We start from the raw sequence: 23439 nt of genomic DNA on the forward strand, positions 1-23439 counted from the left end.
CGCAGTTAGTGATTGAGTACTAACTTAGCTACATGGTCAGGATGAGCGCAGAGGAGAGGCGCGAGAGCGTCATCCGCGCGGCGATGAGCGAGTTCGCCCGCGGTGGCTACCACGGCACGTCCACCGAGGCGATCGCCCGCCGCGTCGGCGTCTCGCAGCCGTATCTCTTCAGGCTCTTCCCGGGCAAGAAGGCGATCTTCCTGGCGGCCACCGAGCGCTGCATGGAGCTCGCCCGGCAGACCATGGTGGAGGCCGCCGAAGGGCTGGAGGGCGAGGAAGCCCTGCACGCCATGGCCAACGCCTACGTCAAGGTGATCGCGGAGCACCCGGAGCGGCTGCTCATGCAGATGCAGACGTACGTAGCGGTGGCGGCGGCCGAGGAGGCCGGCGATCACGAGTTCGGCGAGGCGGTGCGGGCCGGCTGGATGCGGCTGTGGGACGCCGTGCACGTGCCGCTCGGGGCCGAGACCAGCGAGACGACGACCTTCATGGCGTACGGAATGCTCGTCAACTGCCTGGTGGCGATGGGTTTCCCGCCCGAGCACCGGGTCTGGGAAGGGCTCTACCCGTCGGCGCGGGCCACGGGCCGGCTGGAGAAGTAGCGCGAGGGAGAAGGCGGAGTTCGGCGCCTCTTCATGCCCACAAAAGTTAGTCATCAATAACTAATCGTCAATGGCGATCACATCATGCTCTGGGGGAGCGATGTCTCAGCAGACGGCAAAGAAAGCAGCACCGGCAGCGGAACCGGCCGCGCGTCGCGGTGGCGCCGGGTGGGCCCTTCTCATCACGAGCGTCGCCGGGTTCATGGCGGCTCTCGACAACCTCGTCGTCACCACCGCCCTGCCGTCCATCCGCAAGGACCTCGGGGGAGCGCTCGGCGACCTGGAATGGACCGTGAGCGCCTACACGCTCACCTTCGCCGTCCTGCTCATGTTCGGCGCGGCGCTCGGTGACCGGTTCGGCCGCCGCAGGCTCTTCCTGGTCGGCCTGAGCATCTTCACCGGTGCCTCGGCCGCCGCGGCCATGGCCCCCGGCATCGACTCGCTGATCGCCGCCCGCGCGGTCCAGGGCGTCGGCGCGGCGATCATGATGCCCCTGACCCTGACCCTGCTGACCGCCGCGGTCCCCGCGGCCAGGCGCGGGATGGCGTACGGGATCTGGGGCGCCGTCAACGGTCTCGCGGTCGCCTCGGGGCCCCTCATCGGCGGCAGCCTCACCGAGCACGTCTCCTGGCACTGGATCTTCTGGCTGAACGTTCCGCTGGGTCTCGCGGTGCTCCCGCTCGCCCGGCTGCGTCTGGCCGAGTCGTTCGGCGCCGGATCCCGGCTGGACTTCCCCGGCACCCTGCTGGCCAGCGGCGGCCTCTTCGGGATCGTCTACGGCCTCGTCCGCGGGCCCGCCGACGGCTGGACCAGCGGGTTCGTCCTGACCGGGCTGATCGCGGGCGGCGCCCTGCTCGTCGGCTTCGTCGTCCACGGCACCCGGGCGAAGAACCCGATGCTCCCGATGCGGCTCTTCCGCTCCCGTGCCTTCGCCGGCATCAACGCGGCCAGCCTGCTGATGTTCCTCGGGATGTTCGGCTCGATCTTCCTGCTCAGCCAGTACATGCAGGGAGTGCTCGGCTACTCGCCGACCGAGGCGGGGCTGCGGATGCTCCCCTGGACCGGTATGCCGATGCTGGTCGCGCCGATCGCCGGCATCCTGTCCGATCGCATCGGCGGCCGCCCGGTCGTCGCGGCGGGCCTCTTCCTCCAGGCCGTCGGCCTCGGCTACATGGCCGTCGTGGCCACCGCCCACGCCTCGTACAGTGCGCAGCTGCCCGCTCTGATCATCAGCGGTGTCGGCATGGCGCTGTACTTCGCCCCGGCCGCCAACCTGGTCATGTCCAGCGTCCGGCCGCAGGAGCAGGGCATCGCCTCGGGCGCCAACAACGCGCTGCGCGAGGTGGGCGGCGCGCTCGGTGTCGCCATCATGTCGTCGATCTTCGCCGCCCAGGGCGGATACGAGTCCGGCCAGGCCTTCGTGGACGGACTGCGGCCCGCGCTGGTCACCGGCTCGGCGGTCGTGGCCCTCGCCGGAATCGCCGCCCTGGTGATCCCGGCCGGACGCCGCGCCGCAGGGAACGCGGCGGACGCGACGGACGCCGCCCAGGCCGGCTCGGCCGACTCGGCCCCGGTGCTGGAGACCGCCGGCCGCTGAGCACGGGCACGCACGCGTACGGCCCCGCCCGCCCGGGCGGGGCCGTACGCGTGCGCGCCCGGCGACCGGCAACCCCCGCCTCCCGGCGACCCCGGCACCCGCTTGACCCCGTGCGCCCGGAGCAGTCGGTGCCGTCTCGTAGTCTTGGGCCCGTGCAGGAACTCCACGATGCCCCGCTCGCCCCGCTGACCACCTTCCGGCTCGGCGGCCCGGCCGCCCGGCTGATCACCGCCACGACCGACGCCGAGGTCGTCGCCGCCGTGCGCGAGGCCGACGACGCCGGTACGCCGCTGCTGCTCATCGGCGGCGGATCGAACCTGGTCATCGGTGACAAGGGGTTCGCCGGGACCGCCCTGCGGATCGCCACGAAGGGCTTCTCCCTCGACGGTACGAACCTGGAGCTGGCCGCCGGCGAGGTGTGGACCGACGCGGTCGCCCGCTCCGTGGAGGCCGGGCTCGCCGGGATCGAGTGCCTCGCGGGCATCCCCGGGTCGGCCGGTGCGACACCGATCCAGAACGTGGGCGCGTACGGCCAGGAGGTGTCGTCGACGATCACCGAGGTGGTCGCCTACGACCGGAAGACGCGCGAGACGGTCACGCTGACCAACGCCGAGTGCGCCTTCTCGTACCGCCACAGCCGCTTCAAGGCGGACCCCGAGCGGCATGTCGTGCTGCGGGTGCGGTTCGGTCTCGAGGACGCGCAAGGCCTGTCGGCGCCGGTCAAGTACGCCGAGACGGCCCGTGCGCTCGGTGTGGAGCCCGGTGACCGTGTTCCCCTCGACGCCGCCCGCGAGACCGTCCTGAAGCTGCGTGCGGGCAAAGGCATGGTGCTCGACCCCGAGGACCACGACACCTGGTCCGCCGGATCCTTCTTCACCAACCCGATCCTCACGGACGAGGCGTTCGCCGCGTTCCACGCGCGCGTGGAGGAACGGCTCGGCGCCGGTGTCGTACCGCCGGCGTACGCGGCCGGGGACGGCCACACCAAGACCTCGGCGGCCTGGCTGATCGACAAGTCGGGCTTCACCAAGGGCTACGGGACCGGGCCCGCCCGTATCTCCACCAAGCACACCCTCGCGCTGACCAACCGGGGCGGGGCGACCACCGAGGACCTGCTCGCGCTGGCCCGGGAAGTCGTCGCGGGAGTCCACGAGGCCTTCGGGATCACGCTCGTCAACGAGCCGGTGACGGTGAACGCGAGCCTCTGAGGCCCGGGATCGGAACCTAGTACGCGATGCCCACCCCCTGCTTCACGGTCTCCGGGGCGTCGATCATCGCCAGCATCGCGTGGGCCACGTCGGCGCGCGCGATGAAGCGGCCCCTGGGCGGGAAGCCGCCCACGGCCGTGCGGTAGGAGCCGGTCAGGGGCTTGTTCTGGAGGCGGGGCGGCCGGACGGCGGTCCAGTCCGTGGCGCTGCCCGCGAGCTCGTCCTCCATCTCCCGCAGGTCGGCGTAGACGTCCTTCAGAAGGGCGGAGATCATACGCAGCATCGTCCGGTCCAGGAGTGTGTCCTCCTCGGGGCCGGGCCCGACCGGGGCCGCGCTGACCACGAGCAGCCGTCGCACCTGCTCGGCCTCCATGGCGCCGAGCACCGTGCGGGTGAGCCGGGCCGCGACCCCGGCGTCCTTCCGGGCGCGTGCGCCGAGGCCGGACAGGACCGCGTGCCGGCCCGCGACGGCCGGGCGCAGCGACTTTGGGTCGGTGAGGTCCGCGCGGAAGACCTCCAGACGCGCTCCCGTGACGGTGAGCCGCGCGGGATCCCGTACGACCGCCGTGACCTGGTGGCCCGCGTCGAGGGCCTGACGGACGATCTCCTGGCCGATGCCTCCGGTGGCACCGAAAACGGTGAGTTCCATGACCTGCTCCCGTATGAGACGGAGATGAGGTGGGTGAGTGTTCACTCACCCTTGCTTCCTCTAGAGTGAGTAAGTACTCACCCACCCGTCAAGCCCGGCAGGGCGTGTCATGGAATCCTTGGGCCCCATGCAGCAGAAATCCGCCACGGACGCCACGCCGTCGGGCACCCCGTCGAGGCCGGCCAGGATCCGCATCCTCGACGCGGCGCACGAGCTGATGCTCACGCTCGGCCTCTCCCGTGCCACCACCAAGGAGATCGCCAGGGCGGCCGGCTGCTCCGAGGCGGCGCTCTACAAGTACTTCGCGAGCAAGGAAGAGCTGTTCATCCGGGTCCTGCACGAGCGGCTGCCCCAGCTCGGTCCCCTCCTGGAGCGGCTGACGGCCGAGCCTCGGGAGCACTCCCTGGAGGAGAACCTCACGGAGATCGCCCGTCAGGCGGCCCTCTTCTACGAGCAGAGTTTCCCGATCGCCGCCTCCCTGTACGCGGAGACGCAGCTCAAGCGCCGTCACGACGACGCCATGCGGGCCATGGGCGCGGGCCCGCACATGCCCATCCGGGGCGTCGCCGCCTACCTGCTGGCGGAGCAGCGGGCCGGGCGGGTCCAGCCGGACACCGACACCTACGCGGCCGCGTCCCTGCTCCTGGGAGCCTGCGCGCAGCGGGCGTTCGCCTACGACGCCACCGAGGAGGGCACGCCGCCGTCCCTGGACACCTTCGCCCCGGCGCTCGCCCGCACCCTGCTGGCCGGGATCGCGCCCAGAGGCGGGACGGACACGCCCTAGGGCACGTCCGCTACCCGGCCACCCAGTCGTCGACGCCGGCCAGCAGTTTCGCGCGGACGTCCTCGGGCGCGGCCGAGGCGCGGATCGACTGGCGGGCCAGCTCGGCCAGTTCCTGGTCCGTGAAGGCGTGGTGGCGGCGGGCGATCTCGTACTGGGCGGCGAGACGGGAGCCGAAGAGCAGCGGGTCGTCGGCTCCGAGCGCCATCGGCACCCCGGCTTCGAACAGAGTGCGCAGGGGGACATCGGCGTGCTTCTCGTAGACGCCGAGGGCGACGTTCGAGGCGGGGCAGACCTCACAGGTCACCCCGCGGTCCGCGAGGCGCTTCAGCAGCCGCGGGTCCTCGGCGGCCCGCACCCCGTGGCCGATCCGGGAGGCGTGCAGGTCGTCCAGGCAGTCGCGGACCGAGGCGGGGCCGGTCAGTTCGCCGCCGTGCGGCGCGGACAGCAGTCCGCCCTCGCGGGCGATGGAGAAGGCCCGGTCGAAGTCCCGCGCCATGCCCCGGCGCTCGTCGTTGGAGAGCCCGAAACCGACGATCCCCCGGTCCGCGTAGCGCACGGCGAGCCGGGCCAGCGTGCGGGCGTCCAAGGGGTGCTTCATCCGGTTGGCGGCGACCAGGACGCGCATCCCGAGCCCGGTGTCCCGCACGGCCGAGTCGACCGCGTCCAGGATGACCTCCAGGGCCGGGATCAGACCGCCCAGGCGCGGGGCGTACGACGTCGGGTCGACCTGGATCTCCAGCCAGCCGGAGCCGTCCCTGAGGTCCTCCTCGGCGGCCTCGCGCACCAGGCGCTGGATGTCCTCGGGCTCTCTCAGGCAGGACCGCGCGGCGTCGTACAGGCGCTGGAAGCGGAACCAGCCGCGTTCGTCGGTCGCCCGCAGCTTCGGCGGTTCCCCGCTGGTCAGCGCCTCGGTCAGCGTCTCGGGCAGCCGCACGCCGTACTTGTCGGCGAGCTCCAGCACGGTGCCGGGCCGCATCGAACCGGTGAAGTGCAGGTGCAGATGGGCCTTCGGAAGTTGACTGACATCACGTACGCGCTCCATCCAAAGATCCTGCCCCACGCGCGGCACGCGCCGGTAGGGCTTTCCCTGATCGGGCGCTTGCTCGAACAGACGAACGGGGGCCGGCCGCTCCGTGAGAGTGGCCGGCCCCCGTACGCGCGCGTGGAGCGCGGTGACGTCACCGGTGCGCCCGGGGGCGCGTCAGGCGAGGGAGATCAGTCCGTCGCCTCGGCCAGCAGCTTCTGGATCCGGCTGACGCCCTCGACGAGGTCCTCGTCGCCGAGCGCGTACGACAGCCGCAGGTAGCCCGGCGTGCCGAAGGCCTCGCCCGGGACGACCGCGACCTCGGCCTCCTCCAGGATGAGCGCGGCCAGCTCGACGGTGTCCGCGGGACGCTTGCCGCGGATCTCCTTGCCGAGGAGGCCCTTCACCGAGGGGTACGCGTAGAAGGCGCCCTCGGGCTCGGGGCAGAGCACGCCGTCGATCTCGTTCAGCATGCGCACGATGGTCTTGCGGCGGCGGTCGAAGGCCTCGCGCATCTTCGCGACGGCCGCGAGGTCGCCGGAGACGGCGGCGAGCGCGGCGACCTGGGCCACGTTCGAGACGTTCGAGGTGGCGTGCGACTGGAGGTTGGTCGCGGCCTTGACGACGTCCTTCGGGCCGATGACCCAGCCCACGCGCCAGCCGGTCATGGCGTACGTCTTGGCGACGCCGTTGACGACGATGCACTTGTCGCGCAGCTCGGGCACCACCACGGGCAGCGAGTGGAACTCGGCGTCGCCGTAGACCAGGTGCTCGTAGATCTCGTCGGTCAGGACCCACAGGCCCTTCTCGGCGGCCCAGCGGCCGATCTCCTCGATCTGCTCGCGGGTGTAGACCGCGCCCGTGGGGTTGGACGGGGAGACGAAGAGCAGCACCTTGGTGTTCTCGGTGCGGGCGGCCTCGAGCTGCTCGACCGAGACGCGGTAGCCGGTGGTCTCGTCGGCGACGACCTCGACCGGGACACCGCCGGCGAGACGGATGGACTCGGGGTAGGTGGTCCAGTACGGCGCGGGGACGATGACCTCGTCGCCCGGGTCGAGGATCGCGGCGAAGGCCTCGTAGATGGCCTGCTTGCCGCCGTTGGTGACCAGGACCTGGGCGGCCTCCACCTCGAAGCCGGAGTCGCGCAGCGTCTTCGCGGCGATCGCGGCCTTCAGCTCGGGAAGCCCGCCTGCCGGCGTGTAGCGGTGGTACTTGGGGTTCGAGCAGGCCTCGATGGCGGCCTGGACGATGTAGTCCGGGGTCGGGAAGTCGGGCTCACCGGCGCCGAAGCCGATCACCGGACGTCCGGCGGCCTTGAGTGCCTTGGCCTTGGCGTCCACGGCGAGGGTGGCGGATTCGGAGATCGCGCCGACTCGGGCGGAGACCCGGCGCTCGGTGGGAGGGGTTGCAGGGCTCATGACCCCATCGTTTCAGACCGGAAACGCCCCCGGCACACGGGTTTCACGGACTGAACACGGGCAGAACATCCGTCCGGATCCGCGCGCCCCACCAGTGGATCTTCAACGCGGCAGACCCGTACCGACACTTTCTGTTCGACGCCCGGCTTCGGACCACGTACACTCTCACCTCGTTGGCCTTCACCGGCCGCGCTCAACCGGTGCACACCGAGCACCCGGTCGGATGCGGTACGTTGGGGGAAATCAAAGGGTCGTAGCTCAATTGGTAGAGCACTGGTCTCCAAAACCAGCGGTTGGGGGTTCAAGTCCCTCCGGCCCTGCTACACACACCTCTCGCGGATGTGTGCGCATGTACGTACTGCAATGCATCGCCGTGCGGCTCAACCGGGCGCGGCACGGTCACGACCCGGGAATCAGGTGAGGACGAGTGACGGACGCCGTGGGCTCCATCGACATGCCTGATGCCGAGGCGCCGGAGTCCAAGAAGAAGGCCCGCAAGGGCGGTAAGCGTGCCAAGAAGGGCCCGCTGAAGCGCCTCGCCACCTTCTACCGCCAGATCGTCGCGGAACTCCGGAAGGTTGTCTGGCCGACTCGCAATCAGCTGACGACTTACACCACTGTGGTGATTGTGTTCGTCGTCATCATGATCGGCCTGGTCACCGTGATTGACTATGGGCTCAACCACGCCGCCAAGTACGTCTTCGGCTGAGCCGAGAGCGAAGGGCGCCGTCACCGGCGCCCCTTTCGCGCGTTCCACCCCCATGTAACCAGGAAGAAGCAGCCACCGTGTCTGACCCGAACCTGAACGATTCCTCCGAGTCGGTCGAGTCCGTAGACGACGAGCTCGAGATCGTCGAGGGAGCGGACGTCGTGGACGAGTTCGAGGCTGCCGATGCCGCCGCCGGCGAGAACGCCGAAGACGCGGCCCTGCACGTCGAGGACGAGTCCGGTGAGGACGTCGAGGACGCCACGGACGAGTCCGTCGAGGACGAGGACGCCTCCGACGAGGCCGAGCCCGAGATCGAGGCCGAGCCCGTCGACCCCGTGACCGCCCTGCGCGAAGAACTGCGCCTGCTCCCCGGCGAGTGGTACGTCATCCACACGTACGCCGGTTACGAGAACCGCGTGAAGACCAACCTCGAGCAGCGTGCCGTCTCGCTGAACGTCGAGGACTTCATCTTCCAGGCCGAGGTGCCGCAGGAAGAGGTCGCGCAGATCAAGAACGGCGAGCGCAAGACGATCAAGCAGAACAAGCTCCCGGGCTACGTCCTGGTCCGCATGGACCTGACGAACGAGTCCTGGGGTGTCGTCCGCAACACTCCCGGTGTCACCGGCTTCGTGGGCAACGCCTACGACCCGTACCCGCTGACCCTGGACGAGATCGTCAAGATGCTCGCCCCGGAGGCCGAGGAGAAGGCCGCCCGCGAGGCCGCCGAGGCCGAGGGCAAGCCCGCTCCGCAGCGCAAGGTCGAGGTCCAGGTGCTGGACTTCGAGGTCGGCGACTCGGTCACCGTCACCGACGGTCCCTTCGCCACGCTGCAGGCCACGATCAACGAGATCAACGCCGACTCGAAGAAGGTCAAGGGCCTCGTCGAGATCTTCGGCCGCGAGACCCCGGTCGAGCTGTCCTTCGACCAGATCCAGAAGAACTGAGACCTTCTGGACGTACGTCTTCCGATCAGGTCAGACGGGCTGTCACAGCCGGTCTGACCTGCTCGGTTTTTAGCCGCACACAGATACCCGTTATCGTTGTGCGGTATGCCTTCATCCGGATCATTTGCTCGGTTGAAGGCAGCCGTCCGGGGCGACTCGGACGTAGGAAGGCGAAAACGAAAGAGGACCCGGAATGCCTCCCAAGAAGAAGAAGGTCACGGGGCTTATCAAGCTCCAGATCAACGCCGGTGCGGCGAACCCGGCCCCGCCGGTCGGCCCCGCGCTCGGTCAGCACGGCGTCAACATCATGGAGTTCTGCAAGGCCTACAACGCCGCGACCGAGTCGCAGCGTGGCTGGGTCATCCCGGTGGAGATCACGGTCTACGAAGACCGCTCCTTCACCTTCGTGACCAAGACTCCGCCGGCCGCCAAGATGATCCTCAAGGCCGCGGGTGTCGAGAAGGGCTCCGGCGAGCCGCACAAGACCAAGGTCGCCAAGATCACCGAGGCGCAGGTCCGCGAGATCGCCACGACCAAGATGCCCGACCTCAACGCCAACGACCTGGACGCCGCCGCGAAGATCATCGCCGGCACCGCCCGTTCCATGGGCATCACGGTCGAGGGCTGACACCCACCTTCGTAGGAACCATGCGGCCTCGGCCGCACGTGGCAGGGCCTGCTCGGCCCGCACCACGACTCCTCAGAACACATCAGGAGCAGTAGTGAGCAAGCGCAGCAAGTCTCTCCGGGCTGCGGACGCCAAGGTCGACCGGGACAAGCTCTACGCCCCGCTCGAGGCCGTCCGTCTCGCCAAGGAGACCTCCACCAGCAAGTTCGACGGCACCGTCGAGGTCGCCTTCCGCCTGGGTGTCGACCCGCGCAAGGCCGACCAGATGGTCCGTGGCACCGTGAACCTGCCGCACGGCACCGGCAAGACCGCCCGGGTCCTGGTCTTCGCGACCGGTGACCGTGCTGCGGCCGCGGAGGCCGCGGGCGCCGACATCGTCGGCTCCGACGAACTGATCGACGAGGTCGCGAAGGGCCGTCTGGACTTCGACGCCGTCGTCGCCACCCCGGACCTCATGGGCAAGGTCGGCCGTCTCGGCCGCGTGCTCGGTCCCCGTGGTCTCATGCCGAACCCCAAGACCGGCACCGTGACCCCCGACGTCGCCAAGGCTGTCACCGAGATCAAGGGTGGCAAGATCGAGTTCCGCGTCGACAAGCACTCGAACCTGCACTTCATCATCGGCAAGGTGTCCTTCGACGACACCAAGCTGGTGGAGAACTACGGCGCCGCGCTCGACGAGATCCTTCGTCTGAAGCCGTCGGCCGCCAAGGGTCGCTACATCAAGAAGGCCGCGATCAGCTCGACGATCGGCCCCGGCGTTCCCGTCGACCCCAACCGCACCCGCAACCTCCTCGTCGAGGAGGACCCGGCCGCCGTCTGAGCCCTTCGCTCACCCCGGTGACCGCGTCGCGCACGCGTATCTGAACGGGCCCCGCAACCTTTCGAGGTGCGGGGCCCGTCCTCATGTCCGGAAGTCTTTTCCGGCCGTCGCGGGGCGAACCGCCCCTGGCGTGATCCGGACACGAGTGTCGGTGGGCTGCGCTAGCGTGCGGCTCACAGAGTTCGCATAGGGGTGGGGACGAATGAAGAGCACCATGGTCCGCCGTGTGAGTGTCTCGATCGCGCTGACGACGGCGCTGGCAGGGGTGGCCGCCTGCAACTCCTCGGACTCCGGCGGGAGTTCGGGCAAGGGCGACAAGGCCGGCCACAAGAGCGCCACCCGGGTCAGCCCCATCGCGGCCCTGCGCTCCGCCGAGAAGTCCACCGACGGCGCGGACTCCGCGAGGATCGAGTCCACGACGACCCTGGGCACGCTGATGTCCATGAAGTCGGGCGGCGTCATGGCCTGGGGTGACGGCTTCACCGGCGACATGACGATCACGTACACCGGTGGCACGATGGCCGACACCATGCGCCAGATGGGCAGCGACTCCATGGAGGCCCGCTATCTGTCCGACGCCTACTACGCGAAGATGGGCGACGCCTACGCCCGGCAGGTGGGCGGCAAGCACTGGATCCGGTACGGGTACGACGACCTGGCGAAGTTCGGGGGCGGCTCGGGCGCGCTCCTGAAGGACCAGATGCAGAACAGCTCGCCGAACCAGTCGGTCAAGCTCCTGCTGGCGTCCGGCGACGTGAAGAAGGTCGGCGAGGAGACGGTCCGGGGCAAGCGGACCACGCACTACGCGGGCACGGTGGACGTCGGCGACCTCGCGGCCCGCGGCTCCCACCTCACCACGAGCCAGCTCTCCGACATGAAGAAGCAGTTCGACCAGACCGGCATCAGCACCGAGGACGTCGACATCTGGGTCGACTCCGAGGACCTGCTCGTCAAGGCCGTCTCCAAGGCCGCGATGGCGACCGGCACGATGTCGTCCACGACGTACTACACCGACTACGGCGTGAAGGTCTCCGCCACCGCGCCCCCGGCCGGCGACACCATGGACTTCAAGGACATCCTGACGAAGCAGGGCCTGACGCCCGGCAGCGGCGACACCGCGAGCGGCTCGGGTACCGCGTCCCCCTCCTGAGCCCCGGAGCGGTCCGGAACTCCCGGCCCCGGAGCGGTCCGGAACTCCCGGCCCCGGAGCGGTCCGGAATTCCCCGGCCCCGGAGCGGTCCGAAACTCAGGTGATCATCCGACCCGCCTGGGCTACGCTCGCGCCGAATATGTGAATCGTGCATCTGTTCCTTGGGGGGAACCTTGAAGCTTTCTGTGAGCACTCCGGCAGGGCGCCGAGTGACCGGCGTGGCCCTCGCGGCGCTGGTCCTCGGCGGGGGAGCGGTGGGCTGTTCGAAGGGCGGCGCGGAGGAGTCGCCCGCGCTGACGCCCGCCGCGGCCGTGGCGAAGGCGGCGAAGAAGACCCAGGACATCACCTCGCTCCGCTACCGGATGACCGGCAAGGTTCCCGGAGAGGGACGCGTCAGCGGTGAGGCGGCGATGAGCATGAAGCCGCTGGCCATGAGCATGAAGATGACCGCCGAGGACCAGGCAACCGACGGTCCGGTCGAGATCCGGCTCGTGAACAACGCCATGTACATCGGTGCGGGCGCCCAGGCCGCCAAGGAGATGGACGGCAAGAGCTGGATCAAGTTCGACATGTCCGCCCTGGGCGCGGACAAGGAGCTGAACGCGGACCAGTTCGGCGGCGGACAGGCCGACAAGAACCCCGCCACCGAGTCCACCTTCCTCACCGGCTCCAAGGACGTGAAGAAGGTCGGCACCGAGACGGTCGAGGGCGTGAAGACCACGCACTACAAGGGGACGGTCCCCCTGGACGCGCTGCGCAAGTCGCTCAAGAGCCAGGACAAGACCACCCGTGAGCAGCGCGAGAAGGCCCTCGAGCAGTACACGAAGATGGGCATCGACGCGATCACGATGGACATGTGGATCGACGGCGACGACCACACCAAGCAGTTCCGCATGCGGGGCACCGCCGACAAGGGTCCGCTCGACATGACCATCACGTTCCTGGACTACAACAAGCCCGTGACCGTGACCGCTCCGCCGGCCAAGGACACGGTCGACCTCGCCGAGATGATGAAGGGCGCCCAGCAGGGCTGACCCGCGCCGCCGGGCCGTTCGGCCGGATTTGCTTGACGGCGTCCCCTTCACGTACTCTCCTCGAGAAGCCAAAGACCGCTGGTCGTTGCCACGTGCTCGCAAGAGGACGGGGTGACCGAAGGATCCGCACTGCGGACGACCCGCGCAGGTGATCGTGGATGTGTTCCCGGTGTTCGTACGCCCAGCGTGCGGAGGAATCCGGTCGAGCTACGCCCCGTGCGCCTGCGCCGGGGCGTTTTTGTTGTGGCCCCTTCTGAGCGGTCCTCATCACCCGGAAGGAGGCCACGCTTATGGCAAGGCCCGACAAGGCTGCCGCGGTAGCCGAGCTCGCGGACCAGTTCCGCAGCTCGAACGCCGCCGTGCTGACCGAGTACCGGGGTCTCACCGTGGCGCAGCTCAAGACGCTGCGCCGTTCGCTCGGTGAAGACGCCCAGTACGCCGTGGTGAAGAACACGCTGACCAAGATCGCGGCCAACGAGGCCGGGATCTCGACGCTCGACGACCTGTTCAACGGTCCGACGGCGGTCGCCTTCATCTCCGGTGACCCGGTGACGTCGGCGAAGGGTCTTCGTGACTTCGCCAAGGACAACCCGAACCTCGTCATCAAGGGCGGTGTCCTTGACGGCAAGGCGCTGTCCGCCGACGAGATCAAGAAGCTTGCGGACCTCGAGTCCCGCGAGGTTCTGCTCGCCAAGCTGGCGGGTGCCTTCAAGGGCAAGCAGACGCAGACTGCTCGCCTCTTCCAGGCCCTGCCCTCGAAGTTCGTCCGCACCGCGGAGGCGCTTCGGGTCAAGCAGGCCGAGCAGGGCGGTGCCGAGTAATTCGGCTCGCGCATTGACCGCCGCCTGAGGCGACGGTCGTAGCGGGCCGAACGTACGCCCGCCTCACCAGTACATCCGGCACCTGCCGAATTAGTGGAAGGACGCCATCATGGCGAAGCTGTCCCAGGAAGAGCTGCTCGAGCAGTTCGAGAACCTCACCCTCATCGAGCTCGCCGAGTTCGTGAAGGCCTTCGAGGAGAAGTTCGACGTCACCGCCGCCGCGGCCGTCGCCGTTGCCGGCCCCGCCGTCGCCGGTGCCCCCGCCGAGGCCGCTGAGGAGCAGGACGAGTTCGACGTCATCCTCACGGGTGCCGGCGAGAAGAAGATCCAGGTCATCAAGGTCGTGCGTGAGCTGACCTCCCTGGGCCTGAAGGAGGCCAAGGACCTCGTCGACGGCGCTCCGAAGCCCGTCCTCGAGAAGGTCGCCAAGGAGGCCGCCGAGAAGGCTGCCGAGTCCCTCAAGGGCGCCGGCGCCTCCGTCGAGGTCAAGTAACTCGACGAGTCCCCCGAGGACTCCTGTGAAGCTGTCACAGCCGCTCTCGTAGCGCTGTAACGCTGACGCACTGAAGAGCGATCACCCAACTGGGTGGTCGCTCTTCGGCGTTCCAGGGGGTCCCTGAAGCGGCAGCCTTGCGCTGCGGGCCGCGACGAGTATGGTGATCTTCGTTGTGCCTCCGGCCGCCCTGACAGGCAGAGGGACGGGTTGCAAGACGGGCCGCACGTGACGATCGCGGCACTTGCTTTGGGCATGGGGGGCCTTGACGAACCGCACGCAGCGCGCAATTCTCAGGACGCGTCGTCACAACGATCCGGATCCGAGGCATGGATCGCTGACGAAGAGGGCAGTATCGATGTGCATTGAGGGCGTGGCTTGCTCCAGGTGTTGAGAACAGTGGTCTCAAGAAACCGGGACTGGACATCAGTGGGCCTAGTGGCTACACTGACCCTTTGCGCTGCCTGTTAGCTGCCTCCTGCCCGTCACCAGGGGCATGCCCGTGTTTGTACATCGACTGCTGGACCATCTCTGACCTGGCCTTCATACGGCCGGATCGGGAACGGTCCGAGGCTTTGTCCGACATGGGACCGGTACGCGCGTAGTGAGTCCGAGCCCTCGGAAGGACCCCCTCTTGGCCGCCTCGCGCACTGCCTCGACCGCGAATACGAACAACGGCGCCAGCACCGCCCCGCTGCGCATCTCCTTTGCAAAGATCAAGGAGCCCCTCGAGGTTCCGAACCTTCTTGCGCTGCAAACCGAGAGCTTCGACTGGCTGCTCGGCAACGACGCGTGGAAGGCTCGTGTCGAGGCGGCTCTGGACAGCGGACAGGACGTCCCCACCAAGTCCGGTCTGGAGGAGATCTTCGAGGAGATCTCCCCGATCGAGGACTTCAGTGGGTCGATGTCGCTGACGTTCCGCGACCACCGCTTCGAGCCCCCGAAGAACTCCATCGACGAGTGCAAGGACCGCGACTTCACGTACGCGGCCCCGCTCTTCGTCACCGCCGAGTTCACCAACAACGAGACCGGCGAGATCAAGTCCCAGACGGTCTTCATGGGCGACTTCCCGCTCATGACCAACAAGGGCACCTTCGTCATCAACGGCACCGAGCGTGTCGTCGTGTCGCAGCTTGTCCGCTCGCCGGGTGTCTACTTCGACTCCTCCATCGACAAGACGTCCGACAAGGACATCTTCTCGGCCAAGGTCATCCCCTCCCGGGGTGCCTGGCTGGAGATGGAGATCGACAAGCGCGACATGGTCGGTGTCCGCATCGACCGCAAGCGCAAGCAGTCCGTCACCGTTCTCCTGAAGGCTCTCGGCTGGACCACCGAGCAGATCCTCGAGGAGTTCGGCGAGTACGAGTCCATGCGCGCCACCCTGGAGAAGGACCACACCCAGGGCCAGGACGACGCGCTGCTGGACATCTACCGCAAGCTGCGTCCGGGCGAGCCGCCGACCCGTGAGGCCGCGCAGACGCTTCTGGAGAACCTCTACTTCAACCCGAAGCGCTACGACCTCGCCAAGGTCGGCCGGTACAAGGTCAACAAGAAGCTGGGCGGCGACGCCCCGCTCGACGCCGGGATCCTGACCGTCGAGGACATCATCTCGTCGATCAAGTACCTGGTGAAGCTGCACGCCGGTGAGACCGAGACCGTTGGTGACAACGGCACCTCGATCGTCGTCGAGACCGACGACATCGACCACTTCGGCAACCGTCGTCTGCGCAACGTCGGCGAGCTCATCCAGAACCAGGTCCGCACGGGTCTGGCTCGTATGGAGCGCGTCGTCCGCGAGCGCATGACGACCCAGGACGTCGAGGCGATCACGCCGCAGACCCTGATCAACATCCGGCCGGTCGTCGCCTCCATCAAGGAGTTCTTCGGCACCAGCCAGCTCTCGCAGTTCATGGACCAGAACAACCCGCTGTCGGGTCTCACCCACAAGCGCCGTCTGTCGGCTCTTGGCCCGGGTGGTCTCTCCCGTGAGCGGGCCGGCTTCGAGGTCCGTGACGTGCACCCGTCGCACTACGGCCGCATGTGCCCGATCGAGACCCCTGAAGGCCCGAACATCGGTCTGATCGGCTCGCTCGCCTCCTACGGCCGCGTGAACGCGTTCGGTTTCGTCGAGACGCCCTACCGCCGGGTCACCGACGGTGTCGTCACCGACGAGGTCGACTACCTCACGGCCGACGAAGAGGACCGGTTCGTCATCGCGCAGGCCAACGCGCCGCTGACGGACGAGCTCCGCTTCGAGGAGTCCCGCGTCCTGGTCCGCCGTCGTGGCGGAGAGGTCGACTACGTCCCCGGTGACGACGTCGACTACATGGACGTCTCCCCGCGCCAGATGGTGTCGGTCGCGACCGCGATGATCCCGTTCCTGGAGCACGACGACGCCAACCGTGCCCTCATGGGCGCGAACATGATGCGCCAGGCCGTTCCGCTCATCAAGTCCGAGGCGCCGCTGGTCGGCACCGGCATGGAGTACCGCTGTGCGGTCGACGCCGGTGACGTCCTGAAGTCGGAGAAGGACGGTGTGGTCCAGGAGGTCTCCGCGGACTACATCACCACCGCCAACGACGACGGCACGTACACCACGTACCGCCTGCACAAGTTCTCCCGGTCGAACCAGGGCACCTCCGTCAACCAGAAGGTTGTCGTGGACGAGGGCGCCCGCGTGATCGAGGGCCAGGTCCTGGCCGACGGTCCCGCGACCGAGGACGGCGAGATGGCCCTCGGCAAGAACCTGCTCGTGGCGTTCATGCCGTGGGAGGGTCACAACTACGAGGACGCGATCATCCTGTCGCAGCGCCTCGTGCAGGACGACGTCCTCTCCTCGATCCACATCGAGGAGCACGAGGTCGACGCCCGTGACACCAAGCTCGGCCCGGAGGAGATCACCCGGGACATCCCGAACGTCTCCGAAGAGGTCCTCGCCGACCTCGACGAGCGCGGCATCATCCGTATCGGTGCCGAGGTCGTCGCCGGCGACATCCTCGTCGGCAAGGTCACGCCCAAGGGTGAGACCGAGCTGACGCCGGAGGAGCGCCTGCTGCGCGCGATCTTCGGTGAGAAGGCCCGTGAGGTCCGCGACACCTCCCTGAAGGTCCCGCACGGCGAGATCGGCAAGGTCATCGGTGTCCGCGTCTTCGACCGCGAAGAGGGCGACGAGCTGCCGCCGGGCGTGAACCAGCTCGTTCGCGTCTACGTGGCGCAGAAGCGCAAGATCACGGACGGTGACAAGCTCGCCGGCCGCCACGGCAACAAGGGTGTCATCTCGAAGATCCTGCCGATCGAGGACATGCCGTTCCTGGAGGACGGCACCCCGGTCGACATCATCCTCAACCCGCTCGGTGTCCCGTCCCGAATGAACCCGGGACAGGTGCTGGAGATCCACCTCGGCTGGCTCGCCAGCCGCGGCTGGGACGTCTCCGGTCTGGCCGACGACTGGGCGCAGCGCCTGCAGGCCATCGGTGCCGACCAGGTCCCGCCGCGGACCAACGTCGCCACCCCGGTGTTCGACGGTGCGCGTGAGGACGAGCTCGCGGGTCTGTTCGAGCACACCCTGCCCAACCGCGACGGTGACCGTCTGGTCCTCCCGTCCGGCAAGGCGAGGCTGTTCGACGGCCGCTCCGGCGAGCCGTTCCCGGACCCGATCTCGGTCGGGTACATGTACATCCTCAAGCTGCACCACCTGGTCGACGACAAGCTGCACGCCCGCTCGACCGGTCCGTACTCGATGATCACCCAGCAGCCGCTGGGTGGTAAGGCTCAGTTCGGTGGCCAGCGCTTCGGTGAGATGGAGGTGTGGGCGCTGGAGGCGTACGGCGCCGCTTACGCCCTCCAGGAGCTGCTGACGATCAAGTCCGACGACGTCACCGGCCGCGTGAAGGTCTACGAGGCCATCGTCAAGGGCGAGAACATCCCCGAGCCCGGCATCCCCGAGTCCTTCAAGGTGCTCATCAAGGAGATGCAGTCTCTCTGCCTCAACGTGGAGGTGCTGTCCAGCGACGGTATGTCCATCGAAATGCGTGACACCGACGAGGACGTCTTCCGCGCGGCGGAGGAGCTCGGCATCGACCTGTCCCGGCGCGAGCCGAGCAGCGTCGAAGAGGTCTGACGGGAGTCCGGCCGGGCCTTGGCCACCTGTGGAAAAGGTGATCAAGGCCCGCCGGCCCCAGGACCCCCGTATCAGACCCCTAAGACTTACAACCCTGAGAGGGATTGACGCATAGTGCTCGACGTCAACTTCTTCGATGAGCTCCGGATCGGTCTGGCCACCGCTGACGACATCCGTCAGTGGAGCCACGGCGAGGTCAAGAAGCCCGAGACCATCAACTACCGCACCCTCAAGCCCGAAAAGGACGGACTCTTCTGCGAGAAGATCTTCGGTCCGACCCGGGACTGGGAGTGCTACTGCGGCAAGTACAAGCGTGTCCGCTTCAAGGGCATCATCTGTGAGCGCTGTGGCGTCGAGGTCACTCGCGCCAAGGTGCGCCGTGAGCGGATGGGCCACATCGAGCTGGCCGCTCCCGTCACCCACATCTGGTACTTCAAGGGCGTTCCGTCGCGGCTGGGCTACCTGCTCGACCTCGCCCCGAAGGACCTCGAGAAGGTCATCTACTTCGCCGCGTACATGATCACGTACGTCGACGAGGAGCGTCGCACCCGCGACCTGCCCTCGCTGGAGGCCCACGTCTCCGTCGAGCGCCAGCAGGTCGAGAACCGTCGCGACGCCGACCTGGAAGCCCGCGCCAAGAAGCTCGAGACCGACCTGGCCGAGCTCGAGGCCGAGGGCGCCAAGGCCGACGTGCGACGCAAGGTGCGCGAGGGCGCCGAGCGCGAGATGAAGCAGCTCCGCGACCGCGCGCAGCGCGAGATCGACCGCCTCGACGAGGTGTGGACCCGCTTCAAGAACCTCAAGGTCCAGGACCTGGAGGGCGACGAGCTCCTCTACCGCGAGCTGCGTGACCGCTTCGGCACGTACTTCGACGGTTCGATGGGTGCCGCGGCGCTGCAGAAGCGCCTGGAGTCCTTCGACCTGGACGAGGAGGCCGAGCGCCTCCGCGAGATCATCCGCACCGGCAAGGGCCAGAAGAAGACCCGCGCGCTCAAGCGCCTCAAGGTCGTCTCCGCGTTCCTGCAGACCAGCAACAGCCCCAAGGGCATGGTGCTCGACTGCGTGCCGGTCATCCCGCCGGACCTTCGCCCGATGGTGCAGCTGGACGGTGGCCGCTTCGCGACCTCCGACCTGAACGACCTGTACCGCCGTGTGATCAACCGCAACAACCGCCTGAAGCGCCTTCTCGACCTCGGTGCCCCCGAGATCATCGTGAACAACGAGAAGCGCATGCTCCAGGAGGCCGTCGACGCGCTCTTCGACAACGGCCGTCGTGGTCGCCCGGTCACGGGCCCCGGCAACCGTCCGCTGAAGTCGCTGTCCGACATGCTCAAGGGCAAGCAGGGCCGCTTCCGTCAGAACCTCCTCGGCAAGCGTGTGGACTACTCCGCGCGTTCCGTGATCGTCGTCGGTCCGCAGCTCAAGCTGCACCAGTGCGGTCTGCCGAAGGCCATGGCGCTGGAGCTCTTCAAGCCGTTCGTGATGAAGCGCCTGGTCGACCTGAACCACGCGCAGAACATCAAGAGCGCCAAGCGGATGGTCGAGCGCGGCCGCACGGTCGTGTACGACGTCCTCGAAGAGGTCATCGCCGAGCACCCGGTTCTGCTGAACCGTGCGCCCACGCTGCACCGCCTCGGCATCCAGGCCTTCGAGCCGCAGCTCGTCGAGGGCAAGGCCATCCAGATCCACCCGCTCGTCTGCACCGCGTTCAACGCGGACTTCGACGGTGACCAGATGGCCGTGCACCTGCCGCTCTCCGCGGAGGCGCAGGCCGAGGCCCGCATCCTGATGCTGTCCTCGAACAACATCCTCAAGCCGGCCGACGGCCGCCCGGTCACGATGCCGACCCAGGACATGGTCCTCGGTCTGTTCTTCCTGACCACCGACGGCGACCTGCGCAACGTCAAGGGCGAGGAGCGCTCCTTCGCGTCCGTCGCCGAGGCGATCATGGCGTTCGACGCCGGCGAGCTCTCCCTCCAGTCCCGCGTGGACATCCGCTTCCCGGTGGGCACCATCCCGCCGCGCGGCTGGACCCCGCCGGCGCAGGAGGAGGGCGACCCGGAGTGGCAGCAGGGTGACACCTTCCGCCTGCGGACGACCCTGGGCCGCGCGCTCTTCAACGAGCTGCTGCCCGAGGACTACCCGTTCGTCGACTACGAGGTGGGCAAGAAGCAGCTCTCCGAGATCGTCAACGACCTGGCCGAGCGCTACCCCAAGGTCATCGTCGCGGCGACGCTCGACAACCTGAAGTCCGCGGGCTTCTTCTGGGCGACCCGTTCCGGCGTCACCGTGGCCATCTCCGACATCGTCGTTCCGGATGCGAAGCGCGCGATCGTCAAGGGCTACGAGGACCTGGACGAGAAGGTCCAGAAGCAGTACGAGCGTGGTCTGATCACCAAGGAAGAGCGCACGCAGGAGCTCATCGCGATCTGGACCAAGGCGACCAACGAGGTCGCCGAGGCGATGAACGCGAACTTCCCGAAGACCAACCCGGTCTCGATGATGGTGAACTCGGGCGCCCGAGGCAACATGATGCAGATGCGTCAGATCGCCGGTATGCGTGGTCTGGTGTCGAACGCCAAGAACGAGACCATCCCGCGTCCGATCAAGGCCTCGTTCCGTGAGGGCCTGTCCGTGCTGGAGTACTTCATCTCCACGCACGGTGCCCGTAAGGGTCTGGCGGACACCGCCCTGCGTACCGCCGACTCGGGTTACCTCACCCGTCGTCTGGTGGACGTCTCGCAGGACGTCATCATCCGCGAGGAGGACTGCGGCACCGACCGTGGTCTGCGTCTGGCCATCGCCGAGCGCGGCGAGGACGGCGTGCTGCGCAAGACGGAGAACGTCGAGACCAGCGTGTACGCACGTGCGCTGGCCGAGGACATCACCGTCGACGGCAAGGTGCTGGCCCCGGCCAACACCGACCTCGGCGACGTCCTCATCGACGAGCTCGTCAAGCACGGCATCGAGGAGGTCAAGACCCGTTCGGTCCTGACCTGTGAGTCCGCCGTCGGCACCTGCGCCATGTGCTACGGCCGCTCGCTGGCCACCGGCAAGCTGGTCGACATCGGTGAGGCGGTCGGCATCATCGCCGCCCAGTCCATCGGTGAGCCCGGTACCCAGCTGACGATGCGTACCTTCCACACCGGTGGTGTGGCCGGTGACGACATCACCCAGGGTCTGCCCCGTGTCGTCGAGCTCTTCGAGGCCCGTACGCCGAAGGGTGTCGCCCCGATCTCCGAGGCCTCCGGCCGCGTGCGGATCGAGGAGACCGAGAAGACCAAGAAGCTCGTCGTCACCCCGGACGACGGCAGCGACGAGACGGCGTTCCCGATCTCGAAGCGCGCCCGTCTCCTGGTGTCGGAGGGCGAGCACGTCGAGGTGGGCCAGAAGCTCACCGTGGGTGCCACCAACCCGCACGACGTGCTGCGCATCCTGGGTCAGCGTGCCGTCCAGGTCCACCTGGTCGGCGAGGTCCAGAAGGTCTACAACTCGCAGGGTGTGTCGATCCACGACAAGCACATCGAGATCATCATCCGGCAGATGCTGCGCCGTGTGACGATCATCGAGTCGGGCGACGCGGAGCTGCTGCCCGGCGAGCTGGTCGAGCGTTCGAAGTTCGAGACCGAGAACCGTCGTGTGGTCACCGAGGGCGGTCACCCCGCCTCCGGCCGTCCGCAGCTGATGGGTATCACCAAGGCCTCGCTGGCGACGGAGTCCTGGCTGTCGGCCGCCTCCTTCCAGGAGACGACCCGAGTTCTGACGGACGCGGCGATCAACGCCAAGTCCGACAGTCTCATCGGCCTCAAGGAGAACGTCATCATCGGTAAGCTCATCCCGGCCGGTACGGGTCTGTCCCGCTACCGCAACATCCGGGTGGAGCCGACCGAGGAGGCCAAGGCCGCGATGTACTCGGCCGTCGGCTACGACGACATCGACTACTCGCCGTTCGGCACCGGCTCCGGCCAGGCCGTCCCGCTGGAGGACTACGACTACGGTCCGTACAACCAGTAAGCGGTAGTACGAAGGGCGGTCACCCCCACCAGGGGGTGACCGCCCTTCGGCGTTCCTGACCGCCCTTCGGCGTTCCCGGTCTCAGCGCGGGAGCTGGAGGTAGGGCTCCAGCGCGCGCAGGCGGGTGTAGTTGTCGGGGTGGGTGGACAGCAGGCGGGCCAGGCCGGTGGGCTCCTGGAGCTTCTTGCCCTGGCCGGCGGCGACGGCCTTCGCGGCGTCCTCCTCGGCCTGGAAGTGGTGCAGGACCTCGGCCATCTCGGGGGCGAAGCCGAGGGCCGCGGCCTGCTGGTCGGCGCGCAGTTCGCCGAGGCGGCCGACCCAGGCGAGGAGGTAGGGGGCGACGACGAGGGGGATGGTGATGTACCAGGCGACGAGGAACCCGGCGACGACGAACATCCCCATGAAGAGGATCAGCAGCCCGGTCGCGGCCGCGGAGAAGACTCCGGCGACGGCGAGCGCGACACGGGCCATCCCGCGGGTGAAGGCCCAGGCGAGCCGGCCGGGCAACGAGTACCAGTAACCGAGGAGCCCGGCCCAGGCGTGACCGCCGGTGTGGTGGCCGAGTTCATGGGCGAGTACGGCGGCGAGGTTGCTGCTGGGGATCTTGTTGAGGGAGTAGGTGGTGACGCCGACGACGTGGCCGGCGACCGCGACCGCGTTCAGGTCGTCGCTGTTCTCCACCATCAGCTCATAGGTGTTCGCCTCGATGCCGGCCCGGGCGGTGACCTCGCGCCAGATCGGCTCCAGCCGGGCCCGTTCCTCGGCCAGCGGCGTCCGCAGTTTGAGCACGTGCCGGGCGAAGCGGAGTTCGGTGGGCCGGTGGAAGACGAGGGCTCCCGAGGCCACCCAGGCCACGACGACCAGCCAGCCGACGACCGTGCCGAACAGCCCCAGCGCGAGAGCCGACACGACGGCGAGGCTCACCAGCGCGCCCGGGATCTGGGTGGCGAGCTGTCCGATGGCGGTGGCGTCGGCGCCGCGCTGGTGGCTCGCCAGGTGGACGCGTGAGCCCTGGTGGCGGTAGTCGAGATCGTCGGGCGCGACGGCCTGCCGCGGCACGAACGGCTTCGGCTGCGGCTGCTCCCCCGCGAACCGCGGGTCGGGGCCCCCGGGGTACTGGGGCGGTAACGGGCTCCCGGCCGCCGCCGGGTACTGCGGTCCCGGTCCGCCGGGGCCGGGGGCTCCCGGGTGGGGACTGCCGGGGTACTGGGGCCCGGGGCCCCCTGTTCCGGGGTACTGGGGTGCGGCGCCCGAGCCTCCGGGGTACCGGGGTGCCGGGCCCCCGGCTCCTGCTCCCGGGTACTGCGGTGGTGCCGGGCTTCCGGCCGCGGCGCCCGGGTAGTGCGGTGCGGGTCCTCCCGGGTACTGCGGCGCGGGAGCGGAGGCCGCGGGGTACTCCGGTGGCGGCGTCGTCGCTCCTGGAT

At 68.4% G+C, this 23439-nt stretch carries 18 protein-coding genes and 1 tRNA gene; 15 read left to right on the top strand and 4 right to left on the bottom strand.

Annotation, left to right across the window (positions count from 1 at the left end):
- Positions 1 to 32 precede the first annotated feature (32 nt).
- The 3 genes from ACZ4TO_RS19995 (at position 33) to ACZ4TO_RS20005 (ending at position 3407) form a co-directional block, all read left to right on the top strand.
- Complete coding sequence (locus tag ACZ4TO_RS19995; protein WP_387298199.1) at positions 33 to 602, top strand: TetR/AcrR family transcriptional regulator; 570 nt, start codon at positions 33 to 35, stop codon at positions 600 to 602.
- A 100-nt stretch (positions 603 to 702) separates the two neighbouring features.
- The gene (locus tag ACZ4TO_RS20000; RefSeq protein ID WP_468024892.1) at positions 703 to 2199 is read left to right on the top strand and encodes a DHA2 family efflux MFS transporter permease subunit; all 1497 of its coding nucleotides are present in this window, start codon (positions 703 to 705) and stop codon (positions 2197 to 2199) included.
- A 152-nt stretch (positions 2200 to 2351) separates the two neighbouring features.
- Positions 2352 to 3407: a UDP-N-acetylmuramate dehydrogenase gene (locus tag ACZ4TO_RS20005; protein WP_468024893.1), complete on the top strand. Its 1056-nt coding sequence runs from the start codon at positions 2352 to 2354 to the stop codon at positions 3405 to 3407.
- Positions 3408 to 3423: 16 nt separating this feature from the next.
- Here the strand turns inward: ACZ4TO_RS20005 and ACZ4TO_RS20010 are convergent, their stop codons facing one another.
- Positions 3424 to 4056, bottom strand: a complete 633-nt coding sequence (locus ACZ4TO_RS20010; protein WP_468024894.1) for an NAD(P)-dependent oxidoreductase — start codon at positions 4054 to 4056, stop codon at positions 3424 to 3426.
- A gap of 127 nt (positions 4057 to 4183) precedes the next feature.
- Here ACZ4TO_RS20010 and ACZ4TO_RS20015 point away from each other — a divergent pair, with 127 nt between their 5' ends.
- On the top strand, positions 4184 to 4840 hold the full coding sequence (locus ACZ4TO_RS20015; protein ID WP_382792911.1) for a TetR/AcrR family transcriptional regulator: 657 nt from the start codon (positions 4184 to 4186) through the stop codon (positions 4838 to 4840).
- Positions 4841 to 4850: 10 nt separating this feature from the next.
- Here the strand turns inward: ACZ4TO_RS20015 and ACZ4TO_RS20020 are convergent, their stop codons facing one another.
- Together ACZ4TO_RS20020 and ACZ4TO_RS20025 are read right to left on the bottom strand one after the other, a co-directional pair.
- Positions 4851 to 5882, bottom strand: coding sequence for an adenosine deaminase (locus ACZ4TO_RS20020; RefSeq protein ID WP_382792914.1), 1032 nt, complete (start codon positions 5880 to 5882; stop codon positions 4851 to 4853).
- A 173-nt stretch (positions 5883 to 6055) separates the two neighbouring features.
- A complete protein-coding gene (locus ACZ4TO_RS20025) occupies positions 6056 to 7282 on the bottom strand; it encodes a pyridoxal phosphate-dependent aminotransferase (protein ID WP_382792916.1) in 1227 nt (408 codons plus the stop codon).
- 247 nt (positions 7283 to 7529) lie between these two features.
- On the opposite strand from ACZ4TO_RS20025, the gene ACZ4TO_RS20030 reads away from it, so the two are divergent.
- From ACZ4TO_RS20030 to ACZ4TO_RS20080, 11 genes are all read left to right on the top strand, one after another.
- Positions 7530 to 7602, top strand: a tRNA-Trp gene (locus ACZ4TO_RS20030).
- A 107-nt stretch (positions 7603 to 7709) separates the two neighbouring features.
- Positions 7710 to 7991, top strand: coding sequence for a preprotein translocase subunit SecE (secE, locus tag ACZ4TO_RS20035; protein WP_153289137.1), 282 nt, complete (start codon positions 7710 to 7712; stop codon positions 7989 to 7991).
- Between the two features lie 77 nt (positions 7992 to 8068).
- On the top strand, positions 8069 to 8935 hold the full coding sequence (gene nusG / locus ACZ4TO_RS20040) for a transcription termination/antitermination protein NusG (protein WP_382792919.1): 867 nt from the start codon (positions 8069 to 8071) through the stop codon (positions 8933 to 8935).
- A 193-nt stretch (positions 8936 to 9128) separates the two neighbouring features.
- Complete coding sequence (rplK, locus tag ACZ4TO_RS20045; protein WP_037627044.1) at positions 9129 to 9563, top strand: 50S ribosomal protein L11; 435 nt, start codon at positions 9129 to 9131, stop codon at positions 9561 to 9563.
- A gap of 94 nt (positions 9564 to 9657) precedes the next feature.
- Entirely contained in the window at positions 9658 to 10383 is a 726-nt protein-coding gene (gene rplA / locus ACZ4TO_RS20050; protein WP_328449291.1) for a 50S ribosomal protein L1, read from the top strand.
- A 202-nt stretch (positions 10384 to 10585) separates the two neighbouring features.
- Positions 10586 to 11533, top strand: a complete 948-nt coding sequence (locus ACZ4TO_RS20055; RefSeq protein ID WP_468024895.1) for an SCO4651 family lipoprotein — start codon at positions 10586 to 10588, stop codon at positions 11531 to 11533.
- Between the two features lie 173 nt (positions 11534 to 11706).
- Positions 11707 to 12567 carry an SCO4651 family lipoprotein gene (locus tag ACZ4TO_RS20060; protein ID WP_385047768.1) on the top strand — a complete coding sequence of 287 codons (861 nt, stop codon included), beginning with the start codon at positions 11707 to 11709 and terminating at the stop codon, positions 12565 to 12567.
- Positions 12568 to 12857: 290 nt separating this feature from the next.
- The gene (rplJ, locus tag ACZ4TO_RS20065) at positions 12858 to 13388 is read left to right on the top strand and encodes a 50S ribosomal protein L10 (RefSeq protein WP_037627039.1); all 531 of its coding nucleotides are present in this window, start codon (positions 12858 to 12860) and stop codon (positions 13386 to 13388) included.
- A 109-nt stretch (positions 13389 to 13497) separates the two neighbouring features.
- A complete protein-coding gene (gene rplL, locus ACZ4TO_RS20070) occupies positions 13498 to 13881 on the top strand; it encodes a 50S ribosomal protein L7/L12 (protein WP_361676750.1) in 384 nt (127 codons plus the stop codon).
- Positions 13882 to 14515: 634 nt separating this feature from the next.
- Complete coding sequence (gene rpoB, locus ACZ4TO_RS20075; protein ID WP_361676747.1) at positions 14516 to 18001, top strand: DNA-directed RNA polymerase subunit beta; 3486 nt, start codon at positions 14516 to 14518, stop codon at positions 17999 to 18001.
- 114 nt (positions 18002 to 18115) lie between these two features.
- On the top strand, positions 18116 to 22015 hold the full coding sequence (locus ACZ4TO_RS20080) for a DNA-directed RNA polymerase subunit beta' (RefSeq protein ID WP_339130928.1): 3900 nt from the start codon (positions 18116 to 18118) through the stop codon (positions 22013 to 22015).
- Positions 22016 to 22096: 81 nt separating this feature from the next.
- On the opposite strand, the gene ACZ4TO_RS20085 is transcribed toward ACZ4TO_RS20080, so the two are convergent.
- The gene (locus ACZ4TO_RS20085; RefSeq protein ID WP_385047763.1) at positions 22097 to 23074 is read right to left on the bottom strand and encodes a M48 family metalloprotease; all 978 of its coding nucleotides are present in this window, start codon (positions 23072 to 23074) and stop codon (positions 22097 to 22099) included.
- Positions 23075 to 23439 lie beyond the last annotated feature (365 nt).

The sequence above is a fragment of the Streptomyces sp. NPDC028298 genome (assembly GCF_055565895.1).

Coding starts and splice junctions, on each gene's coding strand:
- ACZ4TO_RS20000 (WP_468024892.1), top strand. CDS start 703: ATGTCTCAGCAGACGGCAAAGAAAGCAGCACCGGCAGCGGAACCGGCC.
- rplL (WP_361676750.1), top strand. CDS start 13,498: ATGGCGAAGCTGTCCCAGGAAGAGCTGCTCGAGCAGTTCGAGAACCTC.
- rplJ (WP_037627039.1), top strand. CDS start 12,858: ATGGCAAGGCCCGACAAGGCTGCCGCGGTAGCCGAGCTCGCGGACCAG.
- ACZ4TO_RS20015 (WP_382792911.1), top strand. CDS start 4,184: ATGCAGCAGAAATCCGCCACGGACGCCACGCCGTCGGGCACCCCGTCG.
- rplK (WP_037627044.1), top strand. CDS start 9,129: ATGCCTCCCAAGAAGAAGAAGGTCACGGGGCTTATCAAGCTCCAGATC.
- ACZ4TO_RS20010 (WP_468024894.1), bottom strand. CDS start 4,056: ATGGAACTCACCGTTTTCGGTGCCACCGGAGGCATCGGCCAGGAGATC.
- ACZ4TO_RS20025 (WP_382792916.1), bottom strand. CDS start 7,282: ATGAGCCCTGCAACCCCTCCCACCGAGCGCCGGGTCTCCGCCCGAGTC.
- ACZ4TO_RS19995 (WP_387298199.1), top strand. CDS start 33: ATGGTCAGGATGAGCGCAGAGGAGAGGCGCGAGAGCGTCATCCGCGCG.
- ACZ4TO_RS20055 (WP_468024895.1), top strand. CDS start 10,586: ATGAAGAGCACCATGGTCCGCCGTGTGAGTGTCTCGATCGCGCTGACG.
- ACZ4TO_RS20020 (WP_382792914.1), bottom strand. CDS start 5,882: ATGGAGCGCGTACGTGATGTCAGTCAACTTCCGAAGGCCCATCTGCAC.